Genomic DNA, 14,469 nt, shown 5'->3' on the forward strand with positions numbered 1-14,469 from the left:
CGGCGGCGGGGGCGGCGGGGGCGACTGACCCGGACGCGCGGACGCCCGGACGCCCAAACGCCCTCAGCTCGCCCAGACCTCGGCCTCGTCGGCCGGGACGGTGGTGGCGAGCCCCAGCTCCTTGCGGGCGGGGACCGACGTGTTCGGGTCGATGAGGGTGAACCCCTGGTCGTAGGCGAGGTAGAAGGTGTCGACGTCGGGGGCGTTCGCGGCCTTCTCCCACTGGCCGGCCGCCTTGGCGAGCGTCGCGCGGAGCTTGCCGACCTCGGCGCCCTCGATGCCGTCCAGCCCTCCGACGTGCGTGTCGAGGGCCTGAGCGACGGCCTTGGCCTGCGCCTTGTAGTCCGTCAGCTCGGCCTCGATGTCGTCCGACACGGGCTGGTGGGCCCACAGGGCCTCGTAGACGCCGTTCGACCCCATCAGATAGGTGAGCTGGTCGGGCTCGAAGGACTTCGCGGTGTCCAGCGAGCCCGTGAAGGTGCCCTGCTCCACGGTGTACGTGCAGGTCACGGCGCGGTCGCCGGTCGCCCAGCTCTCCTTGGTCGGGGTGTAGTGCGAAAGCCCCACGCCCCGGGGAAGCGCCCAGGTGTCCGGGGCGTACTTCTGCGCCTCGGCGGGGCAGCGCTCGTCCGCGGTCGCGGTGACCTTCTCGTCCCCGGGGTACGCGGGACCGCCCTCGACGTCGAACTCGCCGACGACCTGCCCCCGATGCGCCTCGTCGCACGGCACGACCTCGACGAGATACGCCTCGCCCACGGCCTTCCCGTTCGGGTTGTAGCAGTCCCCGACGTCCAGCGAGAACACCGACCGCTGCCGCGCCGCCTTCTTCGCCCCGTCCTTGGCCCCGTCGACGACTTCGGACGCCTCGGAACAGCCGACGCCGGCCAGCGCGACCAACGCGACGACAGCGGAAAGCCCGCGAAGGGAACGGTAGGGGGCACGAACGGCCATGGTGTCTCCAACCAGCGGTGCGATACACGGGGAGGCCTGACCTCCCTCGCGTCTGTGACACCCGAGGGGCCGGGATGGTTGTAGTACCGCGACGCCGGGGCGGTGCCCGGAGTTCGGCGCAGCGCCGGCCCCCCGACTCGTACCAGAAACCTGTACCATTCTGACGGGTGCGGTCCACCCGTACCGGTTTCTGCGGAGGAGGAGCATGTCCATCACTGCCAGCGAGGCCCGGGCCAGGCTGTTCCCGCTGATCCAGCAGGTCAACGACGACCACGAGCCCGTGGAGATCACCTCAAGGGGCGGCAACGCCGTACTGATGTCGGCCGACGACTTCCGTTCCTGGCAGGAGACCGTCTACCTGCTGCGCTCGCCGGCCAACGCCGCCCACCTCATGGCGGCCGTCGCCGCGGACAAGGCCGCCGACACCCCGGTGATCACCCGGAGCATGGCAGAGCTGGAGGCGCTCGCGGAGGACGGCGAGTGAGGGACGTACGGTTCCGTCCCACCGGGTTGGAGGACGTCCTGTACTGGCAGGCCGCCGACAAGAAGCTGTTCCGCAAACTCGTCCGTCTGATCGGCGAGATCCAGCGCGACCCTTTCACCGGCATCGGCAAACCGGAGCCGCTGAAGGGCGACCTGTCGGGCTACTGGTCACGCCGGATCGACGACGAACACCGCCTCGTCTACCGGGCCACCGAGAAGGAAGTCGTGATCATCAAGACCCGGTACCACTACTGACGGCGAGGACACTCCCGGCCGTGCCATGTGGACGCGGTGCGATCCGGACGGCCCGCGTCCGGGTCATCGAGCAACAGGGATGCTCACAGCTCCGGGGCCTCCAGCGCCCCCAGCCGCCCCAGCAGCCCCAGCCGGTCGTACTGCCACCAGCCCTCCGCGACCCTGCCGGAGGTGCTGAAGCGGAGGATCGTCATGCCGGTCATCGCGACTCGTTCGCCCGTGGCCGGGATGCCGAGGAAGTCGCCCCTGTGGATGCCGTCCCAGCTCCAGCGGACGCTGACCAGGTCGCCCTGGGCCACGCGGTCCTCGACGCGGAACGTGAAGTCGAAGCCGGCGCGCCACGCGTCCAGTTCGCGGCGCAGACCGTCGAGGCCGACGAGGTCCTGCTCGTTCGCCGGGTCGTGGTGGCGGTAGTCCTGCTCGACCAGCCCCGTCAGCGGGGACAGGTCGTCCGAGGTGATCGCCACCTCGAAGAAGCGGCGGGCCGTGTCCGCGTTCAGCCGCGCGTCGCGCACCACGTCCAGGTCGGTGAAGGTCGGCTTCCCCTCGCACAGGGCGCTCATCTCCCGGAAGATCCGGTCGGTCTCCGGCAGCTTCGAGTTCCGCATCGCCTCCTCGTACGAGGGGAACTCCACGATCTCCACCAGGTGCGACGTGTCGCCGCGGTCCTTGCCGACCACCGCGTGCGTCGCCGTCCGCCTTCCCCTGGTCTGCTCCACCCACTGGTCCATGAGCCGGTCCAGTTCCTCGAACCGGTTGGTCCTGCAGTCGATGAGCTGTACGAAGGTCATGACGTCACCTCCGGCCCCCCGGGCACGGGCTGGCTGGTCCTGTCACGCCCCATTGTCCTCCGGGGAGCGGCCCTCGTCAGCCCTCGTCAGCGGGGCCCGTACTTGCGGCCGGTGCGCGAGGAGATGCCGCCCAGCAGGTTCCGCGGGACCAGCTTCGACGCCCCCATCAGCACCTTGTACCGCGGGTCCGGGACGGACACCGACTTGCCCCGGGCCAGGTCCGCCAGCGCCGCCGCGGCGACCTTGTCCGCGTCCAGCCACATCCACCGCGGGATGTTGTCCGTGCCCATGCCGGCCCGCTGGTGGAACTCGGTGCGCACGAAGCCGGGGCACAGCGCCATCAGGCGTACCCCGTGACCGGCCAGGTCCTGTGCCGCGCCCTGCGTGAACTGCACGACCCACGCCTTCGACGCCCCGTACGTCCCGCGTGGCACGAACGCCGCGGTCGAGGCGACGTTCACCACCCCGCCGCGTCCGCGCTCCCGCATCCCCTCCACCGCGGCCGACGTCAGCCGCAGCACGGCCTCGCAGTGGACCTTGAGCATCGTCAGCTCGTCGGACATGGGGACTTCCAGATAGCGGCCCTTGTGTCCGAACCCGGCGTTGTTGATCAGCAGGTCGACCGGGTTGCGGCGGTCGGCGAGCCGGCGCTCCACCGCCTCGATGCCCTTGTCCTCGGCCAGGTCGGCGGTCAGCACCTCCGCCTCGACGCCGTGGCGGTCGTGCAGCTCGGTCGCCTGCTCCCGCAGCCGGGCGGTGTCCCGGGCGACGAGCACCAGGTCATGGCCGTCGGCCGCCAGCCGCCGCGCGAACGCGGCACCGATTCCCGCCGTCGATCCCGTAATCAGAGCCGTTGTCATGGCCCAAGAGTAGTTACCCGGAGCGGAGCCGTCCGCTCGGCGGTCCGGGCCGACACCGGGTCTGCACCAAGGCCACACCGGCCCCGGAAGGCAAGGTCCGACGTACGGTCAGGCCTCCACGGCCGCGCCGGACTTCTCCACGTACTCCCGCGCCGTCCTCAGCACCTCCGCGTGCAGCGCGTCCCCCGCCGTCAGCACCCGCGGGAGCAGTTCGCGCTCCGTCGTCACCGCCCGGAACTGGAGCGCCACCGTCACGTCGTGGTCCGGGCGGTGCACGATGCGCACGGCATCGCCCGCGCGCACCTCGCCCGGGCTGATCACCCGCAGGTACGCCCCCGGCGCGGCCCGCTCCGTGAACCGCCTGACCCAGCCCTTCTCACCCAGATGGCCCTGGAAGGTACGGCACGGGATACGCCCGGACGTGACCTCCAGGACGACGTCGGGACCCACCGCCCAGCGCTCGCCGATCAGCGCGCCGGAGACGTCGACACCCAGGGTGGTGAGGTTCTCGCCGAACGAGCCGTCGGGCAGCGTGCGCCCCAGGGTCCGCTCCCACTCGTCCAGGTCCTCGCGGGCCACCGCGTACACCGCCTGGTCGTCCCCGCCGTGGTGCCGCGTCTCGCACACCGCGTCGCCGGCCAGACCGCTCCCGCCGACGCCCTTCGGGCCGGGCGCCGACACCCGCACCGGCCCGTCCGCCGGACGCTTGTCGATACCGGTCAGACCCTCGGGCTGACCGGTGTAGGGCACGGGCTTCGGGCGGCCCAGGTTCACAGACAGAAGCTCCATGCGCTGCACCGTAGGGCATGCACATCAAAGCGTCGACGTATTAATCCGCTGTTGATCAAAGGCAGGCTTATCCTTGCGCGTATCCTGGCAGGGTGATCGAAGCCCGCCACCTCCGCGTGCTGCGCGCCGTGGCCTCAACCGGTTCCTTCTCCGCCGCCGCCCGCGAACTGGGGTGCACCCAGCCCGCCGTCAGCCAGCAGATGAAGGCGCTGGAGGCGTCCGCCGGCACGCCGCTGCTCATCCGCTCCGGCCGCGAGATGCGGCTGACCCAGGCCGGTGAGGCGCTGGTTCGGCACGCGGCCGGCATCCTCGCCGGGCTCACCGCCGCCGAGGAGGAGGTCGCGGCCATCGCCGGGCTGCGCGCGGGACGGGTGCGGCTGGTCTCCTTCCCCAGCGGCAGCTCCACGCTCGTGCCGACCGCCCTCGCCGCACTGCGCGACGCCCACCCCGGCACGCGCGTCTCGCTCGAGGAGGCCGAACCGCCCCGCTCCGTGCGGATGCTGCGCGAGGGCGACTGCGACGTGGCCCTCGCCTTCCGCTACGAGGGCGCGGCGGGCGCGGAGGAGTGGGACGACCTCGTCGTACGGCCGCTGCTGTCGGACCGGCTGGTCGGGCTGGTGCCGGAACGGCACCGGCTGGCCCGCGCGGGGTCGGTCGCCATCGGCGAACTCGCGGACGAGCCGTGGATCGCGGGCTGCCCGCGCTGCCGGGGACAGCTCGTCGAGGTGTGCGAGACGGCGGGTTTCACCCCGCGCATCGACTTCGCGACCGACGACTATCCGGCGGTCGCCGGTCTGGTCGGCGCGGGACTCGGGGTCGCGGTCCTGCCGCAGCTCGCGCTGGAGTCACTGAGGCCGCGCGGCGTACGCACCGTGGGCCTGGAGCCCGCCGTACGGCGGGAGATCGTCGCGCTCACCCTGCCGGACCTCGCGCAGGTGCCGGCGGTCACCGCGACGCTGGAGAAGCTGGCGGCGGCCGCCGCCAGGTGACGGCGCCGGCCGACGGCGGCTCGTGGGGGAGTCAGGGGTTCTTCTTCGGGCTTCTTCGGAGAAACGTTCCTTCAGGTGTTCGAGGCGGTGGCGTGTCCGCCGGCGCCCGACGCCGACACCAGCCGGTTGCGCGCCCGCCCCATCAGTTCTTCGCGCTCGTCCTCGGTCAGGCCGCCCCACACGCCGTACGGCTCACGCACGGCCAGCGCGTGCGCGGCGCACTCGGCGCGCACCGGGCACCTCATGCAGACCTCCTTGGCCGAGTTCTCGCGTGCGCTGCGGGCGGCGCCCCGTTCGCCCTCGGGGTGGAAGAAGAGCGAGCTGTCCACCCCGCGGCAGGCGGCCAGGAGCTGCCAGTCCCACAGGTCCGCGTTCGGTCCGGGAAGGCGGGAGAAATCTGCCATTACGTGACCCCTTGTAGCCGTTACTGGGCGGATCCGATGTCCACGACCGTACAACTACGATCAAAGGAGATGAAAATATGACTCATTGCGAATCTAGCTCCGGACACCATCTAAGGGGAAGAAAAGGGTCTAAATGGGGCATGGGTTGTGATGAAAGTTCGGGGGTCGGTCGCGCATGTCTCCACCGTGAACGCCTCCTCACGTAGAGTGCCGAAGATGGCAGACGGCCCCGTAACTCTTTCGAGTGACCGTCGTTGAAAGTGCGAGGCGGTTGAAGGAACAAGCGCTCGGGCGGGCGTCCGAGACGGTCGACCGCAAGGTGACGATTTCGTACCAGCCTGGAGGCTCAAGGTGACGCGCATCAGCTGCGGAGGGCGGCCATGACTTCCGTCCTCGTCTGCGACGACTCCCCGCTTGCCCGAGAGGCGCTCCGCCGCGCGGTCGCGACCGTGCCCGGCGTCGAGCGCGTGACGACGGCGGCCAACGGCGAGGAAGTCCTCCGCCGCTGGGGCGCCGACCGCTCGGACCTGATTCTGATGGACGTGCGCATGCCCGGTCTGGGCGGCGTCGAGACAGTGCGGCGGCTGCTTTCCGCCGACCCCGGAGCACGCATCATCATGCTCACGGTCGCCGAGGACCTGGACGGCGTTGCCCTCGCGGTGGCCGCCGGGGCCCGCGGCTACCTGCACAAGGACGCCTCCCGCGCGGAGCTGCGCGCCACGGTCACGCAGGCGCTCGCCGACCCGACCTGGCGGCTCGCCCCGCGCCGGCTGCGCTCGGCCGAGATGGGCGCGGCGCCCACGCTCACCGCGCGGGAGATCCAGGTGCTGGAGGGGATGAGCCACGGCCGCTCCAACGCGGAGATCGGCCGCGAGCTGTTCCTCTCCGAGGACACGGTGAAGACCCACGCGCGCCGTCTGTTCAAGAAGCTCGGCGCCTCCGACCGGGCCCACGCGGTGGCGCTCGGGTTCCGGTGGGGTCTGGTGCGCTAGCCGTCCCGTCCTTCGGGCCGGGCCGGCGGCCGGAACGCGGGGCACCGCGTTGGTGCGGGGCTCGGACGCTCATCCGCACCGGGAACACGCGTGCGGCCCGTCGGCCGGGACGCCGGTGCCGGACCGTCACGGAGCGTGGCGGGGCCCGCGGGACCGGTTCGCGTGCGCGGGCGTCGCGTGGCGGTCACGCGGCGGTCGCACGGCGTGCGTTCTGCGGGCGGTGGCCCGGCGCGGGGCGTCGGGCGGGGCGCGGGTGTCGCTCTGCCGGTGGTGCGACGCCGGGTGCGTGTGCGGCGTTCGTCGGAAGCCGGCGGGCCACGGGGGCCGGGCTCGTGCGGTGCGCTTCGGCAGAGGCGCGGGCGAGACGCGGGGTCGGTCGCCGGCGTCGCGCTTCGGGCGTACGGCGTGCCGTGCGTATGCGGCTCTCCGACACGGGCGGCGAGACGCGGGGTCGGTCGTCGGCGTCGCGCTTCGGGGGTACGGCGTGCCGTGCGTACGCGGTTCTTCGGCACAGGCGCCGCGGACCGGCGGGACGTGGGTCCCGGGCGTTGCCCGGGCCTCCGGCTGCGGTCCCCCGCGACGCGCGCGCGTACCGATGCCACACCGCCCCGGTGATGTCCGGCACGGTCCCGGGCCGCACCGGAAACGCCGCACCCCCCGCACGGGACCCTTGTCCCCAGGCGGGCGGGCCTGCCGCACGGCGGCCCGGCGCGTGGGCCGGCGCACAGGACGGACGTGGTGTTCGCCGCGGCCGGAAGAGGGCCACTGCTCGTTTCGCGGCGGATGCCGCATCCTTGAGGTGTGGAGTTCCTCGGGGACGAGTCGGTCGAGCGGAAGGGGAGGGCGCAAGGGATGAGTTCCGGCGCACCTGCTCATAACGCTTCGGTGCACAACCAAGGACACGGTGCTACGGACCCCGCGTCCGCAGGGCACCATGGACCGATGCGCGACGACGAGGCGGGCACGGCCCAGGGGGCGATCGGTGCGCTCGTCCACCGCGCGGTCGACGGGGACGAGCAGGCCACGCACGACCTGCTCGCGCACGTCCACCCGCTCGCCCTGCGCTACTGCCGCACCCGTCTGTCGCGCCTTCCGGGCGACGCCCGGCACTTCGTCGAGGACCTCGCGCAGGAGGTCTGCGTGGCGGTGCTGCTCGCGCTGCCCCGCTACAAGGACACCGGCCGGCCCTTCGAGGCGTTCATCTTCGCCATCGCCTCCCACAAGGTCGCCGACCTCCAGCGCGCCGCGATGCGGCACCCCGGTTCGACCGCCGTGCCGTCCGACGAGATGCCGGAGCGGCCCGACGACTCGCTCGGGCCCGAGGAGCGCGCCCTGCTCAGCAGCGACGCCGAGTGGGCCAAGAAACTGCTGGCCAGCCTGCCCGAGAACCAGCGCGAGCTGATCCTGCTGCGCATCGCCGTGGGGCTCACCGCGGAGGAGACCGGTCAGATGTTGGGAATGTCACCCGGCGCGGTCCGGGTGGCGCAGCACCGCGCGCTGAGCAGACTGCGGGCCCTGGCGGAGCAGTAACACCCGCCCCCGCGCCGCCTCTTCGCGCGCGCAGCACCCGTACCTGAACGGACGATCAGCCGTTCCCGTACGAACATACGAAGCCGGGGACCGTGCGGAACCGTGGAATCAGACACCCACGCTTCCCGTTAGCATGGACATCCGCACCGATCAAGGCCATTTGGGGAAGGTGTCATGACTGCCAACGTCGACGGAGTGCCCGGAAAATTCGCGACACTCGGGCTGACCTACGACGACGTGCTGCTGCTGCCGGGCCCGTCGGACATGGCACCCGACGAGATCGACACCGCCTCGTACGTCTCCAAGAACGTGCGGGTGAACATCCCGCTGCTGTCCGCCGCCATGGACAAGGTGACCGAGTCCCGCATGGCCATCGCGATGGCCCGCCAGGGCGGCGTCGGCGTGCTGCACCGCAACCTGTCCATCGAGGACCAGGCCAACCAGGTCGACCTGGTGAAGCGGTCCGAGTCGGGCATGGTCACCGACCCCATCACGATCCACCCGGACGCCACGCTCGCCGAGGCCGACGCGCTCTGCGCGAAGTTCCGCATCAGCGGCGTCCCGGTGACCGACGGCAACAAGAAGCTGCTCGGCATCGTCACCAACCGTGACATGGCCTTCGAGACCGACCGCTCCCGTCAGGTGCGCGAGGTCATGACGCCGATGCCGCTGGTGACCGGCAAGGTCGGCATCTCCGGCCCGGACGCCATGGAGCTGCTGCGCCGCCACAAGATCGAGAAGCTTCCGCTGGTCGACGACCAGGGTGTCCTCAAGGGCCTGATCACGGTCAAGGACTTCGTGAAGGCGGAGAAGTACCCGAACGCCGCCAAGGACGGCGAGGGCCGTCTGCTGGTCGGCGCCGCGGTCGGCGTCGCCGGTGACGCGTTCGAGCGCGCCCAGGCCCTCATCGAGGCGGGCGTCGACTTCATCGTCGTCGACACCGCGCACGGCCACTCCCGGCTGGTCGGCGACATGGTCGCCAAGATCAAGTCGAACTCCTCCGGCGTCGACGTGATCGGCGGCAACATCGCCACCCGCGACGGCGCCAAGGCGCTCGTCGACGCCGGCTGCGACGGCATCAAGGTCGGTGTCGGCCCCGGCTCCATCTGCACCACGCGCGTCGTCGCCGGCGTCGGCGTCCCGCAGGTCACCGCGATCTACGAGGCCGCGCTGGCCGCCAAGGAGGCCGGTGTGCCGGTCATCGGCGACGGCGGCCTGCAGTACTCCGGCGACATCGCCAAGGCGCTCGTCGCGGGCGCCGACACGGTGATGCTCGGCTCGCTGCTCGCGGGCTGCGAGGAGTCGCCGGGCGAGCTGCTGTTCATCAACGGCAAGCAGTTCAAGTCGTACCGGGGCATGGGGTCGCTGGGCGCCATGCAGAGCCGGGGCGACCGCAAGTCGTTCTCCAAGGACCGCTACTTCCAGGAGGGCGTCGCCTCCGACGAGCAGCTGGTGCCCGAGGGCATCGAGGGCCAGGTGCCCTACCGCGGCCCGCTGTCGTCCGTCGTCCACCAGCTGGTCGGCGGTCTGCGCCAGTCGATGTTCTACGTCGGCGGCCGGACCGTTCCCGAGCTGCAGGACAACGGCCGGTTCGTCCGGATCACCTCGGCGGGCCTCAAGGAGAGCCACCCGCACGACATCCAGATGACGGTCGAGGCGCCGAACTACAGCCGCCAGTAGCGGCGGGCTTCCCGAGGGCGGCTCCGGACGACACCGGGGCCGCCCTCGCCGTACGCCGGGGCGGTGGGCGCCACGGCCGTCGGGGATACTGGAAGGCGCTGCAACGCATCAGGGAAAGGCCACAGACGTGACTGAGATCGAGATCGGGCGCGGCAAGCGCGGCCGCCGGGCGTACGCCTTCGACGACATCGCCGTCGTCCCCAGCCGCCGTACGCGGGACCCGAAGGAGGTCTCGATCGCCTGGCAGATCGACGCCTACCGCTTCGAGCTGCCGTTCCTGGCCGCTCCCATGGACTCGGTCGTCTCCCCGGCCACCGCGATCCGCATCGGCGAGCTCGGCGGCCTCGGCGTGCTGAACCTCGAGGGTCTGTGGACCCGCCACGAGGACCCGCAGCCGCTGCTCGACGAGATCGTCGGCCTGCCCGACCAGACGGCCACCCGCCGCCTCCAGGAGATCTACGCCGCTCCCATCAAGGAGGAGCTGATCGGGCAGCGCATCAAGGAGGTGCGCGACTCCGGCGTCGTCACCGCCGCCGCGCTCTCCCCGCAGCGCACCGCCCAGTTCTCCAAGGCCGTCGTCGACGCGGGCGTGGACATCTTCGTCATCCGCGGCACCACGGTGTCGGCGGAGCACGTCTCCGGCTCGCACGAGCCGCTGAACCTGAAGCAGTTCATCTACGAGCTGGACGTCCCGGTCATCGTCGGCGGCTGCGCCACCTACACCGCTGCGCTGCACCTGATGCGCACCGGTGCGGCGGGCGTGCTGGTCGGCTTCGGCGGCGGCGCCGCGCACACCACGCGCAACGTGCTGGGCATCCAGGTGCCGATGGCCACCGCGGTCGCCGACGTGGCCGCGGCCCGCCGTGACTACATGGACGAGTCCGGCGGGCGGTACGTGCACGTCATCGCGGACGGCGGTGTCGGCTGGTCCGGCGACCTGCCCAAGGCGATCGCCTGCGGCGCGGACTCCGTGATGATGGGCTCCCCGCTGGCCCGCGCCACCGACGCGCCGGGCCGCGGTCACCACTGGGGCATGGAGGCCGTCAACGAGGAGCTGCCGCGCGGCAAGAAGGTGGACCTCGGCACGGTGGGCACCCTGGAGGAGATCCTCACCGGCCCGTCCCACACCCCCGACGGCTCCATGAACCTCTTCGGCGCCCTGCGCCGCGCGATGGCCACCACCGGCTACAGCGAGCTGAAGGAGTTCCAGCGCGTCGAGGTGACGGTGGCGGACTCGCAGCACCGGCGGTAGGCCCGAGCGGGCTCGGACACGACACACGACACGGAAGAGGCCGGTCACCTGGCGAGGTGACCGGCCTCTTCGCATCCGCGCGCCCCCTCCTCACAACCGATGCGCCGCCCCCGTGGGCGTCGCACCCCGCGTGTCCAGGAGAAGCTGGGCCTTCACCGACAGGCCCTGGAGGTCGTACGTGCGGTGCTGCTGGAGCAGGATCGTGAGGTCGGCGTCGGCGGCGGCCTCGTAGAGGGAGTCGGCGCGGGGGACCGGGCGGTCGAGGACGTTCCAGGACGGGACGTGCGGGTCGTGGTAGCTGACCGAGGCGCCCAGCTCCATCAGTCGGACCGCGATCTCCTGCGCGGGGCTGCCCTGGAGGTCGGCGAGGTCGGCCTTGTAGGTGACGCCGAGGAGCAGCACGCGCGCGCCGCGCGCCGATTTGCCGTGCTCGTTGAGGAGGGCGGCGGCGCGCTGCACGACGTAGCGGGGCATGCGGCCGTTGACCTCCTGGGCCAGTTCAGCCATGCGCAGGGTGCGGCCGGCGTGCGCGGTGAGGTCCTGGGGGACGGTGTGGCCGCCGACGCCCGGTCCGGGGCGGAAGGCGAGGAAGCCGAAGGGCTTGGTCTCCGCGCAGCGCAGCACGTCCCACAGGTCGATGCCGAGGTCGTGGCAGAGGGCGGCCATCTCGTTCACCAGGGCGATGTTGACGTGCCGGAAGTTGGTCTCCAGGAGCTGCACCGTCTCGGCCTCGCGCGGGCCTCGGGCGCGGACCACCTTGTCGGTGATGCGGCCGTAGAAGGCCGCCGCCGACTCGGTGCAGGCGGGGGTGAGGCCGCCGATGACCTTCGGGATGCCGGCGGGGGTGAAGTCGCGGTTGCCGGGGTCGACGCGGCTGGGACAGTGGGCGAGGTGGAAGTCGCGGCCGGCGCGCAGGCCGGACCCCGACTCCAGCAGCCGCAGCAGCGGGCCCTCCGTGGTGCCGGGCGGCACGGGGGACTCCAGGATCACGGTGGTGTGCGGGCGCAGCTGCGCGGCGAGGGTGCGGGCGGCGGACTCGACCTGGCCGAGGTCGAGTCCGCCGTCGGCGGCGGGCGCGGTGGGGGCGCAGATCACGGCGGTGCGCACCCGGCCGAGCTCGGCCGCGCTGGTGGTGACCCGGAAGCCCTGGGCGAGCATGCGGCGCTGCTCGGCGGGGCTGAGGGAGCCGGGCTCGGGGCCGGTCCGGTACCCGACGGTGGGGATGCCGGCGGCGACGGCGGCCTGGGCCAGGGGCAGTCCGAACGGGCCGAGTCCGATGACGGCGAGATCTGCGGGCATGGCGTGGGCCGTCCTTCCCGATAGCCGGAGTGCGACAGGTGCGCAAGCGCTGTGGACTGGACAGGCGAGCGCAATGTCAGACTAGGAGTAAATATGACCGATATGTGGGATTGGTCGGCTGGTTTTCGGTGAGTCGTCCGGTCGGCGGCCCGGCGGCGTCCCCGGCGGTGTCTCCGGCGGGGTCGTCCACAGGCTGTGACACCCGTGGTTGTCCACAGGCCGAGGCGGCGTGTGGCTGAAGTCGGGCAACGCGGTCAGAATCTGGGCATGAGGGTGGGAGACCGGGCTTCGCCCGACGGGTGCGGCCGATGCGACCGATGACCGGGAGGCAGCGGTGAGGACAGCGACACTGGGGCCGGCGCAGCGCGCCGAATCACTGGCGTCCATGGCGGAGCGCGAGCTGGACGTACTGGTGGTGGGCGGTGGCGTGGTCGGCGCGGGCACGGCGCTCGACGCGGCGACCCGCGGCCTGTCCACGGGACTGGTCGAGGCGCGTGACTGGGCGTCGGGCACCTCCAGCCGCTCCAGCAAGCTGATCCACGGCGGGCTGCGCTATCTCGAGATGCTGGACTTCGCCCTCGTCCGCGAGGCGCTGAAGGAGCGCGGCCTGCTGCTGGAGAAGCTCGCCCCGCACCTCGTGCGCCCGGTGCCGTTCCTGTACCCGCTTCAGCACCGCGGCTGGGAGCGGCTCTACGCCGGGGCGGGCGTCGCGCTCTACGACACCATGGCGATGACCCACGGCCACGGACGGGGCATCCCGGTGCACCGTCACCTGAGCCGCCGTCACGCCCTGCGGGTCGCGCCCTGCCTGAAGAAGGACGCGCTGGTCGGCGCCCTCCAGTACTACGACGCCCAGATGGACGACGCCCGCTTCGTGCTCACCCTCGTGCGCACGGCCGCGGCGTACGGCGCGAAAACCGCCAACGGCGCCCGCGTGACCGGGTTCCTGCGCGAGGGCGAGCGGGTCGTCGGCGCCCGCGTGCAGGACGTGGAGGGCGGCGGCGAGTACGAGATCCGCGCCAAGCAGGTGGTCAACGCCACCGGGGTGTGGACCGACGACACCCAGGCGATGGTCGGCGAGCGGGGCCAGTTCCACGTGCGCGCCTCCAAGGGCATCCACCTGGTCGTGCCCAAGGACCGCATCCACTCCACCACCGGGCTCATCCTGCGCACCGAGAAGTCCGTGCTGTTCGTCATCCCCTGGGGCCGGCACTGGATCGTCGGCACCACCGACACCGACTGGGACCTCGACAAGGCGCATCCGGCCGCGTCCAGCGCCGACATCGACTACCTGCTGGAGCACGTCAACTCCGTCCTCGCGGTGCCGCTCACCCGGGACGACGTCGAAGGGGTGTACGCGGGGCTGCGCCCGCTGCTGGCCGGCGAGTCGGACGCCACCAGCAAGCTGTCCCGGGAGCACACGGTCGCGCACCCGGTCCCCGGCCTGGTCGTCGTCGCGGGCGGCAAGTACACGACGTACCGGGTGATGGCCAAGGACGCCGTGGACGCCGCGGTGCACGGACTCGACCTGCGCGTCGCGGACTGCGTCACCGAGGACACCCCGCTGGTGGGCGCCGAGGGCTACCACGCCCTGTGGAACGGCCGCGCCCGCACGGCGGCCCGCACCGGCCTGCACCCGGTCCGCGTGGAGCACCTGCTCCAGCGGTACGGGGCGCTCGCCGAGGAGGTGCTGGACCTCGTCGCCTCCGACCCGTCCCTGGGCGAGCCGCTCCAGGCCGCCGACGACTATCTGCGCGCCGAGGTCGTCTACGCCGCCTCGCACGAGGGCGCGCGCCATCTGGAGGACGTGCTGACCCGGCGCACGCGCATATCCATCGAGACGTTCGACCGGGGCACGCGCAGCGCGCGCGAGGCCGCCGAGCTGATGGCGCCCGTGCTGGGCTGGGACAGCGGCCAGATCGACCGCGAGGTGCGGCACTACGAGAAGCGGGTGGAGGCGGAGCGGGAGTCGCAGCGGCAGCCCGACGACCTGACGGCGGACGCGGCCCGGCTGGGCGCGCCGGACATCGTGCCGCTGTAGGCGGCGGGGCGCCTCACGGCCGGTGGGGCCGGCCCTCGGTGTGCGAGAGGCGACCTCTCCGGACGCGTCCGGCACGCGACCAGGCCATGCGCGTGGCCGGTTCCGTGCCGCCGACAGCCAGCGGACCGCGCTCCGGGACGCCCGCCGACTCCG

14 protein-coding genes are annotated in these 14,469 nt (G+C 72.1%); 8 read left to right on the forward strand and 6 right to left on the reverse strand.

Annotated elements, in window-relative coordinates; all coding sequences use genetic code 11:
- Positions 1-63 precede the first annotated feature (63 nt).
- Complete coding sequence (locus CCN29_RS16640; RefSeq protein WP_086682787.1) at positions 64-951, reverse strand: septum formation family protein; 888 nt, start codon at positions 949-951, stop codon at positions 64-66.
- A gap of 205 nt (positions 952-1,156) precedes the next feature.
- Here CCN29_RS16640 and CCN29_RS16645 point away from each other — a divergent pair, with 205 nt between their 5' ends.
- Positions 1,157-1,435 (forward strand): type II toxin-antitoxin system Phd/YefM family antitoxin, encoded by a 279-nt coding sequence (locus CCN29_RS16645; RefSeq protein WP_006130733.1) that lies wholly within the window; start codon positions 1,157-1,159, stop codon positions 1,433-1,435.
- Complete coding sequence (locus tag CCN29_RS16650) at positions 1,432-1,689, forward strand: Txe/YoeB family addiction module toxin (RefSeq protein ID WP_086682790.1); 258 nt, start codon at positions 1,432-1,434, stop codon at positions 1,687-1,689. Before CCN29_RS16645 ends, CCN29_RS16650 begins: the two co-directional genes overlap by 4 nt.
- 83 nt (positions 1,690-1,772) lie before the next feature.
- Here CCN29_RS16650 and CCN29_RS16655 read toward each other — a convergent pair whose 3' ends face one another.
- The 3 genes from CCN29_RS16655 to CCN29_RS16665 form a co-directional block, all read right to left on the reverse strand.
- The gene (locus tag CCN29_RS16655) at positions 1,773-2,480 is read right to left on the reverse strand and encodes an ester cyclase (RefSeq protein ID WP_031017274.1); all 708 of its coding nucleotides are present in this window, start codon (positions 2,478-2,480) and stop codon (positions 1,773-1,775) included.
- An 86-nt stretch (positions 2,481-2,566) separates the two neighbouring features.
- Positions 2,567-3,340, reverse strand: a complete 774-nt coding sequence (locus CCN29_RS16660) for an SDR family NAD(P)-dependent oxidoreductase (RefSeq protein ID WP_006130730.1) — start codon at positions 3,338-3,340, stop codon at positions 2,567-2,569.
- 108 nt (positions 3,341-3,448) lie between these two features.
- Positions 3,449-4,129 carry an MOSC domain-containing protein gene (locus tag CCN29_RS16665; RefSeq protein WP_086682793.1) on the reverse strand — a complete coding sequence of 227 codons (681 nt, stop codon included), beginning with the start codon at positions 4,127-4,129 and terminating at the stop codon, positions 3,449-3,451.
- Positions 4,130-4,221: 92 nt separating this feature from the next.
- Between CCN29_RS16665 and CCN29_RS16670 the strand changes: the two genes are divergently transcribed.
- The gene (locus CCN29_RS16670) at positions 4,222-5,118 is read left to right on the forward strand and encodes a LysR family transcriptional regulator (protein WP_006130728.1); all 897 of its coding nucleotides are present in this window, start codon (positions 4,222-4,224) and stop codon (positions 5,116-5,118) included.
- 71 nt (positions 5,119-5,189) lie between these two features.
- On the opposite strand, the gene CCN29_RS16675 is transcribed toward CCN29_RS16670, so the two are convergent.
- Positions 5,190-5,522, reverse strand: coding sequence for a WhiB family transcriptional regulator (locus CCN29_RS16675; protein ID WP_006130727.1), 333 nt, complete (start codon positions 5,520-5,522; stop codon positions 5,190-5,192).
- A gap of 380 nt (positions 5,523-5,902) precedes the next feature.
- On the opposite strand from CCN29_RS16675, the gene CCN29_RS16680 reads away from it, so the two are divergent.
- From CCN29_RS16680 to CCN29_RS16695, 4 genes are all read left to right on the forward strand, one after another.
- Positions 5,903-6,514 carry a response regulator transcription factor gene (locus CCN29_RS16680; protein ID WP_003948568.1) on the forward strand — a complete coding sequence of 204 codons (612 nt, stop codon included), beginning with the start codon at positions 5,903-5,905 and terminating at the stop codon, positions 6,512-6,514.
- A gap of 942 nt (positions 6,515-7,456) precedes the next feature.
- Positions 7,457-8,044, forward strand: coding sequence for a sigma-70 family RNA polymerase sigma factor (locus CCN29_RS16685; protein WP_006130726.1), 588 nt, complete (start codon positions 7,457-7,459; stop codon positions 8,042-8,044).
- Positions 8,045-8,218: 174 nt separating this feature from the next.
- Positions 8,219-9,724 (forward strand): IMP dehydrogenase, encoded by a 1,506-nt coding sequence (gene guaB, locus CCN29_RS16690; protein WP_006130725.1) that lies wholly within the window; start codon positions 8,219-8,221, stop codon positions 9,722-9,724.
- Between the two features lie 127 nt (positions 9,725-9,851).
- On the forward strand, positions 9,852-10,976 hold the full coding sequence (locus tag CCN29_RS16695; RefSeq protein ID WP_086682796.1) for a GuaB3 family IMP dehydrogenase-related protein: 1,125 nt from the start codon (positions 9,852-9,854) through the stop codon (positions 10,974-10,976).
- Positions 10,977-11,066: 90 nt separating this feature from the next.
- On the opposite strand, the gene CCN29_RS16700 is transcribed toward CCN29_RS16695, so the two are convergent.
- Entirely contained in the window at positions 11,067-12,275 is a 1,209-nt protein-coding gene (locus CCN29_RS16700) for a nucleotide sugar dehydrogenase (protein ID WP_006130723.1), read from the reverse strand.
- A gap of 334 nt (positions 12,276-12,609) precedes the next feature.
- Between CCN29_RS16700 and CCN29_RS16705 the strand changes: the two genes are divergently transcribed.
- The gene (locus CCN29_RS16705) at positions 12,610-14,316 is read left to right on the forward strand and encodes a glycerol-3-phosphate dehydrogenase/oxidase (RefSeq protein ID WP_006130722.1); all 1,707 of its coding nucleotides are present in this window, start codon (positions 12,610-12,612) and stop codon (positions 14,314-14,316) included.
- Positions 14,317-14,469: the final 153 nt, after the last annotated feature.

Source organism: Streptomyces pseudogriseolus (assembly GCA_002154585.1).
Taxonomy (GTDB): Bacteria; Actinomycetota; Actinomycetes; order Streptomycetales; family Streptomycetaceae; genus Streptomyces; species Streptomyces pseudogriseolus.

Coding starts and splice junctions, on each gene's coding strand:
- CCN29_RS16675 (WP_006130727.1), bottom strand. CDS start 5,522: ATGGCAGATTTCTCCCGCCTTCCCGGACCGAACGCGGACCTGTGGGAC.
- CCN29_RS16685 (WP_006130726.1), top strand. CDS start 7,457: ATGCGCGACGACGAGGCGGGCACGGCCCAGGGGGCGATCGGTGCGCTC.
- CCN29_RS16655 (WP_031017274.1), bottom strand. CDS start 2,480: ATGACCTTCGTACAGCTCATCGACTGCAGGACCAACCGGTTCGAGGAA.
- CCN29_RS16665 (WP_086682793.1), bottom strand. CDS start 4,129: ATGGAGCTTCTGTCTGTGAACCTGGGCCGCCCGAAGCCCGTGCCCTAC.
- CCN29_RS16640 (WP_086682787.1), bottom strand. CDS start 951: ATGGCCGTTCGTGCCCCCTACCGTTCCCTTCGCGGGCTTTCCGCTGTC.
- CCN29_RS16680 (WP_003948568.1), top strand. CDS start 5,903: ATGACTTCCGTCCTCGTCTGCGACGACTCCCCGCTTGCCCGAGAGGCG.
- CCN29_RS16660 (WP_006130730.1), bottom strand. CDS start 3,340: ATGACAACGGCTCTGATTACGGGATCGACGGCGGGAATCGGTGCCGCG.
- CCN29_RS16645 (WP_006130733.1), top strand. CDS start 1,157: ATGTCCATCACTGCCAGCGAGGCCCGGGCCAGGCTGTTCCCGCTGATC.
- guaB (WP_006130725.1), top strand. CDS start 8,219: ATGACTGCCAACGTCGACGGAGTGCCCGGAAAATTCGCGACACTCGGG.
- CCN29_RS16700 (WP_006130723.1), bottom strand. CDS start 12,275: ATGCCCGCAGATCTCGCCGTCATCGGACTCGGCCCGTTCGGACTGCCC.